Raw genomic sequence first — 13283 nt, 5'->3', positions numbered from 1 at the left:
CACCTGGCAGGCGACCTGGCGCCTGTGGCTGGGCGACGAGCGCGAGCAGGGCAAGGCCGAGGCCGCCGATCCGGCAGCGCTGGCCGATGCCGTGCTGCTGGCGGTCAGCCAGCGCCTGGCCCCGCGTTTTCTGGTCAAGCCGGGCGCGGCCGAGAGCCTGACCCTGGTGATCGAAGGCGCCGACCTGAGCCGTTTCGCCGCCCTGGAGCGCCTGCTCGAGCCGTTCGCCGCGCGCCTGCAGGCGATCGACGGGCAGCGCCTGACCTACCAGGTCAACGCCAGCCCGGAACAACTGCGTGCGCAACTGGCCCTGGGCCAGTTGCAGGAGGTCGCCGAGCCGCAGGACGCCGCTGTACCGGTCGACAGCGCCGACGCCGGCACAGCAGCGGCGCCGCAGGTGCTGCCGCGCAGCAACCAACTGCGTTTCCGCTGGTAAACTGCAGCGCCCTGGCCATGTGCCGCGCCAGGGCCCCATCCGCGGCGCCGGTCGGGCGCCGTTTCGCATCGAGGACGCGAGCATGACCGATTCCACCCGCTGGCTATGGATGGCTGGGCTGTTCCTGCTCGCCTGGCTGCTGTACCTGCTGCAACCGATTCTCTCGCCCTTTCTGATCGGCATCCTGCTGGCCTACCTGGGCGATCCGCTGGTCGATCGCCTCGAACGGCAGCGCCTGTCGCGCACCGCCGGGGTGACGGTGGTGTTCGCCCTGTTCGGCCTGGCGCTGCTGGTGCTGCTGTTGGTGCTGGTGCCCATGCTCGGCCGCCAGCTGGCGCGGCTGTACCAGCTGGCGCCGGAAATACTCGACTGGCTGCAGGGCACCGCCTTGCCCTGGACGCAGGCACATTTCGGCCTGAACGACGACTTCTGGCAGTTCGACCAGCTCAAGGCGGCCTTCTCCGAGCACCTGGGCAAGACCACCGACGTGCTCAAGACGGTGCTGGCCCAGGCCACGTCCTCGGGCCTGGCGCTGCTGGCCTGGCTGGGCAACCTGCTGCTGATTCCGGTGGTGAGCTTCTACCTGATGCGCGACTGGGACCTGCTGGTCGAGCGCCTGCGCCGCCTGCTGCCGCGCCAGCGCGAGGCGCTGGTGGTCAGGCTGGTGGGCGAGTGCCACGAGGTGCTCGGCGCCTTCCTGCGCGGTCAGTTGCTGGTAATGCTGGCGCTGAGCGTCATCTACGCCGCCGGACTGATGCTGGTGGGTCTGGAACTGGGCCTGCTGATCGGCGTGCTGGCCGGTCTGGCTAGCATCGTGCCCTATATGGGCTTTATCGTCGGCATCGGTGCGGCGGTCACCGCGGCACTGTTCCAGTTCGGCCTGGAGCCCTATCCGCTGCTGGGTATCGCCGCCGTGTTCATGGTCGGCCAGTTGCTCGAAGGCATGCTGCTGACCCCACTGCTGGTGGGCGACCGCATCGGCCTGCATCCGGTGGCGGTGATCTTCGCCATCCTCGCCGGCGGCCAGCTGTTCGGCTTCACCGGCGTGCTGCTGGCCCTGCCGGTGGCGGCGGTGATCATGGTTCTGCTGCGCCATGCCCATGATTTGTATAAACTTTCCGGCCTTTACGGAGAGTCCAACAGCGGTTCCGACGAACCGCCGAGCCCGGCATGAAACCAATCCAGCTTCCCCTCGGCGTACGTTTGCGTGACGACGCCACCTTTGCCAACTACTACCCCGGCGCCAATGCCGCGGCGCTGGGCTATGTCGAGCGGCTGTGCGAGGCCGACGCCGGCTGGACGGAAAGCCTGATCTACCTCTGGGGCGCCGAGGGCGTCGGCCGCAGCCATCTGCTGCAGGCCGCCTGCCTGCGCTTCGAGCAGCGCGGCGAGGCGGTGGTCTACCTGCCGCTGGGCGAGGTGGTGCAGCACGGGCCCGAGCTGCTCGACAACCTGGAACTGTGCGAGCTGGTCTGCCTCGACGATCTCGACGCGGTGGCCGGGCGCAGCGACTGGGAGGAGGGCCTGTTCCACCTGTTCAACCGCCTGCGCGACAGCGGCCGGCGCCTGCTGCTGGCCGGCACCGTGTCGCCGCGCGAGCTGCCGGTGCAACTGCCGGACCTGAAGTCGCGGCTGACCCTGGCGCTGGTGTTCCAGCTGCACGAGCTGGCCGACGAGGACAAGCTGCGCGCCCTGCAACTGCGCGCCTCGCGCCGTGGCCTGCAGCTGAGCGACGAGGTCGGGCGCTTCATCCTCACCCGTGGCGAGCGCAGCATGAGCGCGCTGTTCGAACTGCTCGAACGCCTCGACCAGGCCTCGCTGCAGGCCCAGCGCAAGCTGACCATTCCCTTCCTCAAGGAAACCCTGGGCTGGTAGACGCCCTGGCCCGGATGCATTCCGCGGCCAGGGCCCCGTCATTCCCGGATTGCATCCGGGCTACGCCTCGAGTTGCGCCTATTCCCCGGCCAGCTTCCGGTCGTACTGGAAGCGCCAGCGGGTGTAGAGCAGGGCGCTGCAGAACAGGCCGAGGCTGATCACCGCTTCCAGGGCGCCGAACACTGCGCGGGCCGGGTCGATGGCGGCCAGCACGCCCTGGATGAAGTAGAGATTGACCACGAAGCAGGCCCAGGCGTGGGTGCGGGCGTTGCCCAGCAGCAGGCCGGGGGCGAGCAGCGCCAGCGGCAGCAGCTGGATCGCCAGGACCACGCCGATGCGGGCGCCGTGCAGGTCGGCGAAGGCCAGGTTCCACACCAGCAGCAGCGTCAGCAGGGCGAAAAAGCTCAGCAGGCTGAGGGCGCGGCTGAGCTTCAGCCGGGGTTGCAGCCAGTCGAGGCTGGGCAGCGGTTTCTTCGCGCGGGCCACGTCAGTTCTCCAGTTTGCCGGCGGTTTGCGCCAGGCGTTGGCCGAGGGCGCGGCACAGGGCGATCTCGTGTTCGTCCAGCGGCCGCTTGCCGTCGCCGCCGGCGTGGTGGCTGGGGCCGTAGGGGGTGCCGCCGCCGCGGGTATCGAGCAGCGCCGACTCGCTGTAGGGCAGGCCGCAGACCAGCATGCCGTGGTGCAGCAGCGGCAGCAGCATCGACAGCAGGGTGGTTTCCTGGCCGCCGTGCAGGCTGGCGGTGGAGGTGAATACGCCGGCGGGCTTGCCCACCAGTTCGCCGGTCAGCCACAGGCTGCTGGTGCCGTCGAGGAAGTATTTCAGCGGTGCGGCCATGTTGCCGAAACGGGTCGGGCTGCCCAGGGCCAGGCCGGCGCAGTGCCTCAGGTCGTCCAGGGTCGCATAGGGCGCGCCCTCGTCGGGAATGGCTGGGGCCACCGCCTCGCATTCGCTGGACACCGCCGGCACCGTGCGCAGGCGTGCCTCCAGGCCGGCCAGCTCGACGCCGCGGGCGATCTGCCGGGCCATCTGCGCGGTAGCGCCGTGGCGGCTGTAGTAGAGCACCAGGATATAGGGCGCGCTCATGCCAGCAGCTCCAGCACCTTCTCCGGCGGACGGCCGATCACCGCCTTGTCGCCGGCCACCAGGATCGGCCGCTCGATCAGTTTCGGATGGCGCACCATGGCCTCGATCAGCTGTGCCTCGCTGAGGCTGGCATCGGCCAGACCCAGGGTCTTGTATTCGTCCTCGCCGCTGCGCAGCAGCTCGCGCGCGGAGATGCCCAGCTTGCCCAGCAGGCTCTTGAGCTGCTCCGCACTGGGCGGGGTTTCCAGGTAGCGCACCACGGTCGGCTGCAGGCCGCGGGCTTCGAGCAGCTCCAGGGCGCCGCGGGATTTCGAGCAGCGCGGGTTGTGATAGAGGGTCAGGTCGGTCATGGTGGGTCGCATCCGGCTTGAAGTGGCGGCTATTCTAACCGGGTCGGTTGGCTGTGGTTAGCTAAGGAGAGGGCATGCACCATCGCGTGAAGGATTGGCTGGAGTTCTGGCTGACCCTGTCTCGGCGTTTCGTCCAGAATCGCGGTGCCGGCAGCGCCGCGGCGTTGACCTACACCACGCTGTTCGCGGTGGTGCCGATGATGACCGTGACCTTCGCCATGCTCTCGGCCGTTCCGGCCTTTCAGAACGTCGGCGAGGATATCCAGGGCTTTATCTTCCGCAACTTCGTGCCCTCCACCGGCGAGACGGTGCAGCAGTACCTGCGCGAGTTCACCGTGCAGGCGCGGCAGTTGACCTGGCTCGGCGTGGGGCTGCTGGCGGTGACCGCCTTCCTCATGCTGGTGACCATCGAGAAGACCTTCAACCACATCTGGCGGGTGCGCCAGCCGCGCCGCGGCATGTCCAGCTTCCTGCTGTACTGGGCGATTCTCAGCCTGGGCCCGCTGCTGCTCGGCGCCGGGTTCGCCGTCAGCACCTACATCACCTCGCTGTCGCTGATCTCCGGGCCGGATGCGCTGCTCGGCGCCAAGACGCTGCTCGGCTTCATGCCGCTGCTGTCCAGCGTGGCGGCCTTCACCCTGCTCTATGCGGCGGTGCCCAACACCCGCGTGCCGCTGCGCCATGCCCTGCTCGGCGGATTGTTCAGCGCGCTGCTGTTCGAGCTGGCCAAGTCGCTGTTCGGCCTCTATGTCAGCCTGTTCCACGGCTACCAGCTGATTTACGGCGCCTTCGCCACGGTGCCGCTGTTTCTGCTGTGGATCTACCTGTCCTGGTTGATCGTGCTGCTCGGCGCCGAGCTGGTCTACGGGCTGTCGCAGCCGCGCCACTGGCGGCGTCAGCCGTTGCCGCGCACGCTGGTGCTGCTGGGCGTGCTGCGCCTGCTGCTGCAGCGCCAGCAACGCGGCGAGGCGCTGCGCCATGCGGATATGCAACGCGCCGGCTGGAGCTTGCCGGAAGACGAATGGGGCGAGGTGCTGGATTTTCTCGAGCGCGAGCAACTGGCCTGTCGCGCCAGCGGCGGTTGGGGTGCTGTGCCGCGACCTGCATCGCTTCAGCCTGCAGCAGCTGCTGGAGCGCAGCCCCTGGCCGTTGCCGCGCCTGGCGCAGTTGCCGGCGCAGCTCGACGAGCCCTGGTTCCCGGCGCTGCGTCAGGCGCTGGAGCGATTGCAGGCCGAGCGCGCCGAGCTGTTCGGCGCCAGCCTGGCTGACTGGCTGGCAGGGCCGGGGTGACAAAAATGCCGGGAGCATTTTTGCGCGCAAGCCCCGCAGGGGTGAGGCACATGGGTGTGCCGAACACAAAGAATTTCTGGGAGAAATTCTTGACGTCGCGCAGCGACGGCCCGAAGGGGCACCGCCAGGGATAGCGGGTGACAAAAAATGTCAGTTTGCGGCGTCCGTCTTCCGCAGCGCTGTCATGGCGATGGCCTGGACGCCAGGCGATGGGGCTACGGATGGGCTGGCACGCTTCTGGCTTCAGCAGTATCAGTTGCTATCGAACTGCCAGCAGGGCAGGGGTCGCTAAGGGTATTGGCAGTAATGACTGGTCGCAAAGACAAGGTAATCCATCTGCATCGGCGTGACCCGCAGGGGGCGCTGACGCGGCTCAACCGCATCACCGGGCTGCACTTCGCGCGCTGGCCGGAGTCGCTGCTGGCGCATGCCGAGCAGGATGCGCAGCCACCGGCCGAGGCGTCGCCGCCGTTACCGGCCAGCCCCGGGGTTTCCTCCGGTTGAAACGAAAACCCCGCGACTGAGCGCGGGGTTCGGCAGCCATTCGCCAGGCGCTCAAGCCATGGCCTGGCGGCTCTCGCTGCTGGCCAGTTCCACGGCCTGGACGAAGAACTCCTCGACCACCAGGCTCTGTGCCGGCACCGCCGAGCGCAGGCGTACCTGCATGTCCTCGATCTTCTGCTTGACCGGCATGCGGGCGATGCCCGACAGCAGGATCTTGCCCTGGGCGCTGACCTTGCCGTGGTCGACGTTGACCTCGCGGCGCTTGTCGCCGTCGCGGTAGCTGACCAGCAGCGACACCGGCAGGTTGGCCAGGCCCGGCAGTTGCAGCCAGGCCGCGACATTGTATTCGGCCACCCGGCCCTCGTAGGGCGTGACCAGCAGGCGGGCGACGTCGACGATGCGCGAGGGCACGGAGCCGATCAGCTTGTCTTGTGCTTGGGACATGACGGGATTCCAGGCTGATAGCGAATTAAATGAAACACCAGTGCCAGGAATTATAAGCAGGCCGCCACGGCCGAAACTGTGCACTCTGCAGACAGGCGGCGTGACTGGCCTCGCAGTTTCGCGTATCGGAACCTGCTCAGAGGCTCGCGAGCCAGAGGCATGCAATACCGATGGCGGCCCCGCAAGAACATGCGAGAACCGGTCGGAGTCGCGCTCGACTTTACGAGTAAGCAGTCCGAGCCTGTTTTTAACGCAGCAGGCTTTGCGCTGGTTTTCAGGCCAGTTTCAAGGGATGACGGCTGACCGAGGGCGTCTCCATGTTGCTTGCCGGCAGCGGCAGGATCGCCTGGTTGTGCACGCTGGCCAGTTGCAGCCAGAGGTGCTCGCCGGCGGCGAACTGGCCGTTGGGCAGCCACACCCCGTGGTGCCAGCCGTTGCCCGGCGCCGGGGTGCTCTGCAGCACGCCGGGGTGGGTCTGGGCATTGGGCGCGCGGCGCAGCCAGACCGGGCGCGGCAGGCCCTTGAGATAGCGCAGGCCCAGGTGCAGACCCTCGCTGTTGAGGTGGCGCCAGCGCACCAGGGCCAGGGTCGGGGTGCCGTTGGTGAGCAGCAGCACCAGTTGGCCGACCTGCAGCTGACCGCCCTCGTCGGCATTGCACAGCAGACGCGCGCCGCCGGGACTGGCGTCGAGGATATGGGCTTCGGTGCGCTGCGGCAGCTTGTCCAGCAACTGGGCGTGGATGGCCGGCAGGCCGATCACCAGGCTGCACTGGCCGTCGAGCTCGGCGCGTTCGTGGCGGCGTTGCTGGCGCCCCAGCCAGTGCTGGCGCACCTGTTCGAGCAACTGGCGCTCGGCCTGGCTCTGCAGCGGTGCCGGCTCGTGCAGGGCGATCAGCAGGGCGCCCAGCTCGAAGCGGCGCAGGTAGGCCTTGTCGCCCTCGATGCGCTGCTCGAACGCCAGGCAGGCCTGCGACTCGCTGAGATCGACTATCGGGCCCTCGGCCTCGTCCTCCTCGTCCCAGGACAGCAGGCGTGCCAGGCCGGCCAGGGGGGCGAGGGCGGCGAACAGGGTGGCGCACTCGCCTTCGGCCAGGTGGAAGGGGTTGCTCAGGGCCAGCAGCAGCATCTGCTGGTACAGGCCGCGCAGGGTGTTGGCCGGCCTGGGCTGGAAGGCGGCGGCGACCGGTTCGTCCAGGCACTGCTGGTGTTCGCCGATCCAGTACAACAGATGGCTGTCGCGCCACAGCGCCGTCGGCGGCTCCCGGTACAGCTGGAAGTGGCGCAGCAACTGCTGGGCGAGGAAGTGCTGGGCCATGTACAGGCACCAGGCCAGGTGCGGGCGCGATGGCTGGCGCCCCTGGAGGATCTGCAGCAGCAGGCGCTTGAAGCCGATCGCCAGCTCGCCGCACAGGCGCACGAACAGTGTGCTCGGCGCGTAGCCGCGGCCTAGCAGGGCGGCGTAGTGGCGGTATTCGTCGCTGAAATTTTGCAGCGCGCGCTGCCTTTCCAGTAAGGTCAGGCCGCTGCGGTTGAGCGTGAACAGCAGGCCGAGCACCTGTTGCAGGCCGTGTTCGGGCTCCAGGTGGCGGGCAGCGGCGAGCTGTTCGGCGATTTCTGCCGGCGCGGCGGCGCCGTCTTCTTGGATGTCGGGTACTTCCAGGCGCAGGGCATCCAGCGTCATATCAACCCCGGGTGGACGAGGATCGAATACATGGGCTTACGGCTCCGGATGGTCTGCAAGGCTGTTTCAGGTATCTGCGCCGGTCTGCTGCTGGCTGGCTGCGCCGAGGACTTCGGCCTCGACCAGCATGGACGAAAGGTACCGGCTGACAGTCTCGATGGCCAGTGGCTAGTCATTAATTATTGGGCCGAGTGGTGCGCCCCCTGCCGCACCGAGATTCCCGAACTCAACGCCCTGGCCAAACAGCTCGAGGGGCGCTCGGCGCGGGTGCTCGGGGTCAACTTCGATGGCCTTGCGGGCGAGGATCTCAAGCGCGTCTCCGAGGCCTTCGGCATCGCCTTCACCGTGCTCACCGTCGACCCGGCGCCGCGCTTCCAGTTGCCGCGCAACGACGTGCTGCCGGTGACCTATATAGTCGACGCCGACGGCAAGCTGCGCGAGCGCCTGGTCGGCGAGCAGACCGCTGCCGGCCTGCTGGCGCATCTCGAGCGCTTGCGCGGCGAATAAGGGCGCGTTGCCCCAAGCAACTTGGGCGCTGGTCGTAGGTTGGCGCTGAGCGCAGCGAAGCCCAACAGGGAGCACGCAGTGCTCCGCACGACGCTCTTTGACTCGTTGGGCTTCGGCGCTGCGCGCCTCAACCCAACCTACGGCTCGGTGCGCGGTGCGCGCGGCCCCGCAACTCCCAGGCAGTGGCCGGCTCGTCGGTAGGTTGGCGCTGAGCGCTGCGAAGCCCAATGGGGAACACGCAGTGCTCCGCGCGACGCTCCTTGATTCGTCGGGCTTAGGCGCTACGCGCCTCAACCCAACCTAATCGAAATATTGCGCCCGCTCACCAACCCGGCACCCCGCTCATGTCCGGCAGCTGGTGGGCGATGCCCTTGTGGCAGTCGATGCAGGTGGCGGAGCCGTCGGCCAGGGCGCTGGAGTGCATCTGCCGGGCGCGCGGGCTCTGCTTGGTGAAGTCCATGTAGTCGAAGTTGTGGCAGTTGCGGCACTCCAGCGAGTCGTTGGCCTTGAGCCGCGCCCATTCGTGCTCGGCCAGCTCGCGGCGCATGGCGAGGAACTTGTCGCGGGTGTTGATGGTGCCGAAGATCTTGCCCCAGACCTCCTTCGACGCCTGCATCTTGCGCGCGATCTTGTCCGTCCACTGGTGCGGCACGTGGCAGTCCGGGCAGGTGGCGCGCACCCCGGAACGGTTGCTGTAGTGGATGGTGTCCTGCAGCTCGACGTAGACGTTGTCGCGCATCTCGTGACAGGAAATGCAGAACTGCTCGGTGTTGGTCGCCTCCAGCGCGGTGTTGAAGCCGCCCCAGAAGATGATCCCGGCGATAAAGCCGCCGAGGGTGAGAAAACCCAGGCTGTAGTGCACGCTCGGGCGACGCAGGATGCCCCAGTAGTCCTTGAGCAGGGCCAGTAATGACTTCATGAATTCTCCTCAGGGCTGCGCCGCGCCGGCCGCTTCACCCTGCAGCAACTGGTCGATGTTCTGGAAGCTGTTGCCCACCAGCGGCTGCACTTCCTTCTGCGGCACATGGCACTGGTTGCAGAAGTAGCGCCGCGGCGACACCGCCGCCAGTGCCTGGCCGTCGCGATCCATGTAGTGGGTGATGCTGATCATCGGCGCCTGGCTGCGCGCGCTGTTGGCGCGGCTGTGGCAGGCCAGGCACTTGTTGCCGTTGGCGTCGACCTGGTAGCCGCGGATGCTGTGGGGGATGGTCGGCGGCTGTTCGGGGTAGTTGCGCTCGCGCTTGAGGTCCTTGTTTTCCTCGTTGGCGATCACCGGTGCCGGTAGCGTCTGGCTGAGGGTGCCGCCGGGACGGCGGCCGTCCGGCGCCGGGGCGTCGAGGGGGTAGTCGAGCTCGGCCGCGACGGCCAGGCCGAAGGCGGCGAGCAGTAGCAGGGGCAGATGACGCAGGCTCATGGCGATGCTCCTCAGGCCAGGCTGACCAGTTCGATCTTCACCGCACACTTCTTGTAGTCGGTCTGCTTGGAGATCGGGTCGGTGGCGTCCAGGGTGACCTTGTTGATCAGCTTGTTGGCGTCGAAGAAGGGCACGAACACCAGGCCGCGCGGCGGTTTGTTGCACCCGCGGGTTTCCACCCGGGCGCGTATCTCGCCGCGCCGGCTGACCAGCTTGACCTCGCTGCCGCGCCGCGCGCCGAGGGTCTTGGCGTCGTCCGGGTGCATGTAGACCAGGGCGTCGGGCACCGCGCCGTGCAGTTCCTCGACGCGCTGGGTCATGCTGCCGGTGTGCCAGTGCTCCAGCACCCGGCCGGTGCTGAGCCAGAACGGGTAGTCGCTGTCTGGCGCCTCGGCCGGCGGCTCGTAGGGCAGGGCGAAGATGATCGCGCGCTTGTCCGGGTGACCGTAGAACTGCACGCCGCTGCCTTTCTCGACATAGGGATCGAGGCCCTCGCGGTAGCGCCAGCGGGTTTCCGCGCCGTCCACCACCGGCCAGCGCAGGCCGCGCTCGGCGTGATAGGCGTCGAACGGCGCCAGGTCGTGGGCGTGGCCGCGGCCGAACTGGGCGTATTCCTCGAACAGGCCCTTCTGCAGGTAGAAGCCGAAGGCCTCGGCCTCGTCGTTGGCGTAGCCGGCCTCAATCTGCTCGCGCGGGAACTGGTCGACCTGGCCGTTGGCGAACAGCACCTGGTACAGGGTCTTGCCTTGGTAGGCCGGCGCCTTGGCCAGCAGCTCGGCGGGCCAGACCTCGTCGGTGGTCAGGCGCTTGGAGAATTCCACCAGCTGCCAGAGATCGGATCTGGCCTCGCCTGGCGCCTTGACCAGCTGGTGCCAGAACTGCGTGCGGCGCTCGGCGTTGCCGTAGGCGCCTTCCTTCTCCACCCACATGGCGCTGGGCAGGATCAGGTCGGCGGCCTGGGCCGAGACGGTGGGGTAGACGTCGGAGACTACGACGAAGGCCTGCGGGTTGCGCCAGCCCGGCAGCACCTCCTGCATGATGTTCGGCCCGGCCTGCATGTTGTTGCTGGCCTGGGTCCAGTAGACCTTGAGCACGCCGTCCTTGAGCTTGCGGCTCTGCTCGACGGCGTGGAAGCCGACCTTCTCCTGGATGGTGCCCGGCGGCAGCTTCCAGATCTTCTCGGCGGTTTCGCGGTGCTTGGGGTTGCTCACCAGCAGGTCGGCCGGCAGGCGGTGGGCGAAGGTGCCAACCTCGCGCGCGGTGCCGCAGGCCGAGGGCTGGCCGGTGAGCGAGAAGGGGCTGTTGCCTGGCTCGCTGATCTTGCCGGTGAGCAGGTGCAGGTTGTAGATCAGGTTGTTGGCCCACACCCCGCGGGTGTGCTGGTTGAAGCCCATGGTCCAGAACGACATGACCTTGCGCTTGGGGTCGGCGTACAGCTCGGCCAGGGCCTTGAGCCGCTCGGCCGGCACGCCACTCTCCTTGGCGGTGCGCTCCAGGGTGTAGGGCTTGACGAAGGCGGCGAAGGCCTCGAACGACATGTCGCTCCAGGTGTTGGCCTTGGCCGCGTTCTTGGCCTGCTGCTCCAGCGGATGGTCGGCGCGCAGGCCGTAGCCGATATCGTCGGTGCCCTTGGCGAACCTGGTGTGCCGGGCGACGAAGTTCTGGTTCACCGCGCCGCTTTCGATGATGTGATTGGCGATGTAGTTGAGGATTAGCAGGTCGCTCTGCGGGCTGAACACCATGGGGATGTCGGCCAGGTCGAAGCTGCGGTGTTCGAAGGTCGACAGCACCGCCACCTGCACATGCGGATGGCTCAGGCGGCGGTCGGTGACCCGGCTCCACAGGATCGGGTGCATCTCGGCCATATTCGAGCCCCACAGGACGAAGGCGTCGGCTGCCTCGATATCGTCGTAGCAGCCCATCGGCTCGTCCATGCCGAAGGTGCGCATGAAGCCCATCACCGCCGAGGCCATGCAGTGGCGCGCGTTGGGGTCGATGTTGTTGCTGCGCAGGCCAGCCTTCATCAGCTTGTTGGCGGCGTAGCCTTCCCACACCGTCCATTGCCCGGAGCCGAACATGCCGACCGCCTCGGGGCCGTGCTCGGCGATCGCCTGCTTGGTCTTCTGCGCCAGGATGTCGAAGGCCTGCTCCCAGCTCACCGGCTGGAATTCGCCCTGCTTGTGGTAGGTGCCGTCCTGCATGCGCAGCAGCGGCTGGGTCAGGCGGTCGACGCCGTACATGATCTTCGACAGGAAGTAGCCCTTGACGCAGTTCAGGCCGCGGTTGACCTCGGCCTTGACGTCGCCGTGGGTGGCCACCACGCGGTTGTCCTTGGTCGCCACCATCACGCTGCAGCCGGTGCCGCAGAAGCGGCAGGGCGCCTTGTTCCAGTCCAGGCGGGTCATGTCCGCCTCGGTGACCAGGTTGCTCGCCGTGCTGGCGAGCGGCAGGCCGGCGGCGGCCGCGGCGATGGCGGCGGCATTGGCCTTGGCGAATTGACGGCGGGTGAGCTTCATTCGGTATCTCCTTCGGCGGCGAGGAGTTCGTGATAGACCAGGGCGGCGTTGAGCACGCCGGGCAGGGCGTTGATCTGCTCGATGCGTTCGAGAATCTGCCGCTCGTGCTCGGCCTCCAGCACCACCACCAGCTTGCCCAGCGGGCTTTCCTGGTGCAGTTCGAAGCCATCGAGGCGGCGCAGGTTGGCCTTCACCGCCTCGAACAGTTCGGGGCGGACCTGTACCAGCAGGCTGGCGATGTGCAGGGCTTCGGCCATGTTCCGTGGCTCCAGGGGTAGTCGGGATCAGCTGGGCGGGCCGGGTGGCCCCAGCAGCATCTGCATGAACCAGATGAAGAAGCCGTAACCACCGACCAGGGCGATGGACAGCAGGGGAAAGAGGCAGACGACCAGGAACAGGAACAGGCGGGTTTCCTTGCCCTTCGGGGTGGCTTCGGCAGCGGGTTTGCGCATGCGATCGACTCCGTTCTCGCGTCGCTTTTAGGCTAGACCCTATAAGCAGTACGGGCAAAAGCCGTTGAGCTGGATCAAGGCAAATGGTTTGCGTCCGCCCGCGCGGCGCGCAGCGCTTGTGCCAGTGCGGCGCAGCCAGGTTGATAGGTAGCGTGCTAAGCTTTTTTACCGGCCGTTCCGGCGCCCTGTTTCGTGAGTCGTTCCATGTCCGCTACCCATCTCGCTCGCGGCACCGCCGCCTACCGGCGTGCCACCCTGGCGCTGTTCTGTGCCGGTTTCGCCACCTTCGCCCTGCTCTATTGCGTGCAGCCCCTGCTGCCGCTGCTGGCGGCGCATTTTCGCGTGTCGGCGGCCAGCAGCAGCCTGGCGCTGTCGCTGACCACCCTGAGCCTGGCGCTGTGCCTGCTGGTGTCCGGCGCGCTGGCCGAGAGCTGGGGGCGCAAACCGGTGATGGCCGGCGCCCTGGGCCTGGCCGCGTTGCTCGGCATCGCCTGCGCGCTGGTGGAGAGCTGGAACCACCTGCTGTGGCTGCGCGCCTTGCTCGGCCTGGCCCTGAGCGGCCTGCCGGCACTGGCGATGGCTTACGTCGGCGAGGAATTCGACCCGGACGCGCTGCCCGCGGCCATGGGCCTGTATATCGGCGGCACCGCCCTGGGCGGGCTGCTCGGGCGTCTGCTGGCCGGCCTGCTCAGCGACCTCGGCGGCTGGCCCTGGGCGCTCGGCGGCATCG

The 13283-nt window shown here is 67.8% G+C and carries 16 protein-coding genes and 1 pseudogene; 7 read left to right on the top strand and 10 right to left on the bottom strand.

Annotated elements, in window-relative coordinates; translation table 11 throughout:
• From N878_RS26250 to hda, 3 genes are all read left to right on the top strand, one after another.
• A partial coding sequence (locus N878_RS26250) for a DUF2066 domain-containing protein (RefSeq protein ID WP_021446439.1) occupies positions 1–436 on the top strand: 436 nt, incomplete at its 5' end.
• Between the two features lie 82 nt (positions 437–518).
• A complete protein-coding gene (locus N878_RS26245; RefSeq protein WP_021446438.1) occupies positions 519–1610 on the top strand; it encodes an AI-2E family transporter in 1092 nt (363 codons plus the stop codon).
• Complete coding sequence (gene hda, locus N878_RS26240; protein ID WP_031304327.1) at positions 1607–2311, top strand: DnaA regulatory inactivator Hda; 705 nt, start codon at positions 1607–1609, stop codon at positions 2309–2311. The genes N878_RS26245 and hda overlap by 4 nt, the downstream gene beginning before the upstream one ends.
• A gap of 78 nt (positions 2312–2389) precedes the next feature.
• On the opposite strand, the gene N878_RS26235 is transcribed toward hda, so the two are convergent.
• Genes N878_RS26235 through arsC form a run of 3 tightly spaced genes read right to left on the bottom strand, consistent with a single transcriptional unit; the run spans position 2390 to position 3745 of the window.
• The gene (locus N878_RS26235) at positions 2390–2797 is read right to left on the bottom strand and encodes a DUF2069 domain-containing protein (RefSeq protein WP_021446436.1); all 408 of its coding nucleotides are present in this window, start codon (positions 2795–2797) and stop codon (positions 2390–2392) included.
• Position 2798: 1 nt separating this feature from the next.
• The gene (gene wrbA, locus N878_RS26230; RefSeq protein WP_021446435.1) at positions 2799–3395 is read right to left on the bottom strand and encodes an NAD(P)H:quinone oxidoreductase; all 597 of its coding nucleotides are present in this window, start codon (positions 3393–3395) and stop codon (positions 2799–2801) included.
• Positions 3392–3745 (bottom strand): arsenate reductase (glutaredoxin), encoded by a 354-nt coding sequence (gene arsC, locus N878_RS26225; RefSeq protein WP_021446434.1) that lies wholly within the window; start codon positions 3743–3745, stop codon positions 3392–3394. The genes wrbA and arsC overlap by 4 nt, the downstream gene beginning before the upstream one ends.
• A gap of 74 nt (positions 3746–3819) precedes the next feature.
• Here arsC and N878_RS26220 point away from each other — a divergent pair.
• A pseudogene (locus N878_RS26220) lies at positions 3820–5035 on the top strand (virulence factor BrkB family protein).
• Positions 5036–5341: 306 nt separating this feature from the next.
• Entirely contained in the window at positions 5342–5539 is a 198-nt protein-coding gene (locus N878_RS26215; protein WP_021446432.1) for a hypothetical protein, read from the top strand.
• Positions 5540–5590: 51 nt separating this feature from the next.
• Here N878_RS26215 and N878_RS26210 read toward each other — a convergent pair whose 3' ends face one another.
• Both N878_RS26210 and N878_RS26205 read right to left on the bottom strand, forming a co-directional pair.
• Entirely contained in the window at positions 5591–5983 is a 393-nt protein-coding gene (locus N878_RS26210; protein ID WP_021446431.1) for a hypothetical protein, read from the bottom strand.
• Between the two features lie 274 nt (positions 5984–6257).
• Positions 6258–7664 carry a PilZ domain-containing protein gene (locus N878_RS26205; RefSeq protein ID WP_021446430.1) on the bottom strand — a complete coding sequence of 469 codons (1407 nt, stop codon included), beginning with the start codon at positions 7662–7664 and terminating at the stop codon, positions 6258–6260.
• A 48-nt stretch (positions 7665–7712) separates the two neighbouring features.
• Here N878_RS26205 and N878_RS26200 point away from each other — a divergent pair, with 48 nt between their 5' ends.
• Entirely contained in the window at positions 7713–8171 is a 459-nt protein-coding gene (locus N878_RS26200; RefSeq protein ID WP_021446429.1) for a TlpA disulfide reductase family protein, read from the top strand.
• Between the two features lie 322 nt (positions 8172–8493).
• Here N878_RS26200 and N878_RS26195 read toward each other — a convergent pair whose 3' ends face one another.
• The 5 genes from N878_RS26195 to N878_RS26175 are packed head-to-tail and all read right to left on the bottom strand — an operon-like array spanning position 8494 to position 12553.
• Positions 8494–9090 carry a cytochrome c3 family protein gene (locus N878_RS26195; RefSeq protein ID WP_021446428.1) on the bottom strand — a complete coding sequence of 199 codons (597 nt, stop codon included), beginning with the start codon at positions 9088–9090 and terminating at the stop codon, positions 8494–8496.
• A 9-nt stretch (positions 9091–9099) separates the two neighbouring features.
• The gene (locus N878_RS26190) at positions 9100–9585 is read right to left on the bottom strand and encodes a nitrate reductase cytochrome c-type subunit (RefSeq protein WP_021446427.1); all 486 of its coding nucleotides are present in this window, start codon (positions 9583–9585) and stop codon (positions 9100–9102) included.
• 11 nt (positions 9586–9596) lie between these two features.
• On the bottom strand, positions 9597–12101 hold the full coding sequence (gene napA / locus N878_RS26185; RefSeq protein WP_021446426.1) for a nitrate reductase catalytic subunit NapA: 2505 nt from the start codon (positions 12099–12101) through the stop codon (positions 9597–9599).
• Complete coding sequence (locus tag N878_RS26180; RefSeq protein WP_021446425.1) at positions 12098–12358, bottom strand: chaperone NapD; 261 nt, start codon at positions 12356–12358, stop codon at positions 12098–12100. The genes napA and N878_RS26180 overlap by 4 nt, the downstream gene beginning before the upstream one ends.
• Positions 12359–12385: 27 nt before the next feature.
• Positions 12386–12553 carry a periplasmic nitrate reductase, NapE protein gene (locus N878_RS26175; protein WP_021446424.1) on the bottom strand — a complete coding sequence of 56 codons (168 nt, stop codon included), beginning with the start codon at positions 12551–12553 and terminating at the stop codon, positions 12386–12388.
• Positions 12554–12757: 204 nt separating this feature from the next.
• Between N878_RS26175 and N878_RS26170 the strand changes: the two genes are divergently transcribed.
• Positions 12758–13283 (top strand): MFS transporter (locus N878_RS26170; protein ID WP_021446423.1); only part of this gene is annotated, 526 nt, incomplete at its 3' end.

Origin of the sequence: Pseudomonas sp. EGD-AK9 (genome assembly GCF_000465935.2) — a bacterium.
Lineage (GTDB): Bacteria > Pseudomonadota > Gammaproteobacteria > Pseudomonadales > Pseudomonadaceae > Aquipseudomonas.
The sequence above is the reverse complement of the archived record's forward strand: the minus strand, read 5'-3'. Positions and strand labels throughout refer to the sequence as shown.

Coding starts and splice junctions, on each gene's coding strand:
- N878_RS26215 (WP_021446432.1), top strand. CDS start 5,342: ATGACTGGTCGCAAAGACAAGGTAATCCATCTGCATCGGCGTGACCCG.
- arsC (WP_021446434.1), bottom strand. CDS start 3,745: ATGACCGACCTGACCCTCTATCACAACCCGCGCTGCTCGAAATCCCGC.
- N878_RS26205 (WP_021446430.1), bottom strand. CDS start 7,664: ATGACGCTGGATGCCCTGCGCCTGGAAGTACCCGACATCCAAGAAGAC.
- N878_RS26200 (WP_021446429.1), top strand. CDS start 7,713: ATGGTCTGCAAGGCTGTTTCAGGTATCTGCGCCGGTCTGCTGCTGGCT.
- N878_RS26175 (WP_021446424.1), bottom strand. CDS start 12,553: ATGCGCAAACCCGCTGCCGAAGCCACCCCGAAGGGCAAGGAAACCCGC.
- N878_RS26180 (WP_021446425.1), bottom strand. CDS start 12,358: ATGGCCGAAGCCCTGCACATCGCCAGCCTGCTGGTACAGGTCCGCCCC.
- wrbA (WP_021446435.1), bottom strand. CDS start 3,395: ATGAGCGCGCCCTATATCCTGGTGCTCTACTACAGCCGCCACGGCGCT.
- hda (WP_031304327.1), top strand. CDS start 1,607: ATGAAACCAATCCAGCTTCCCCTCGGCGTACGTTTGCGTGACGACGCC.
- N878_RS26210 (WP_021446431.1), bottom strand. CDS start 5,983: ATGTCCCAAGCACAAGACAAGCTGATCGGCTCCGTGCCCTCGCGCATC.
- N878_RS26190 (WP_021446427.1), bottom strand. CDS start 9,585: ATGAGCCTGCGTCATCTGCCCCTGCTACTGCTCGCCGCCTTCGGCCTG.
- napA (WP_021446426.1), bottom strand. CDS start 12,101: ATGAAGCTCACCCGCCGTCAATTCGCCAAGGCCAATGCCGCCGCCATC.
- N878_RS26245 (WP_021446438.1), top strand. CDS start 519: ATGACCGATTCCACCCGCTGGCTATGGATGGCTGGGCTGTTCCTGCTC.
- N878_RS26195 (WP_021446428.1), bottom strand. CDS start 9,090: ATGAAGTCATTACTGGCCCTGCTCAAGGACTACTGGGGCATCCTGCGT.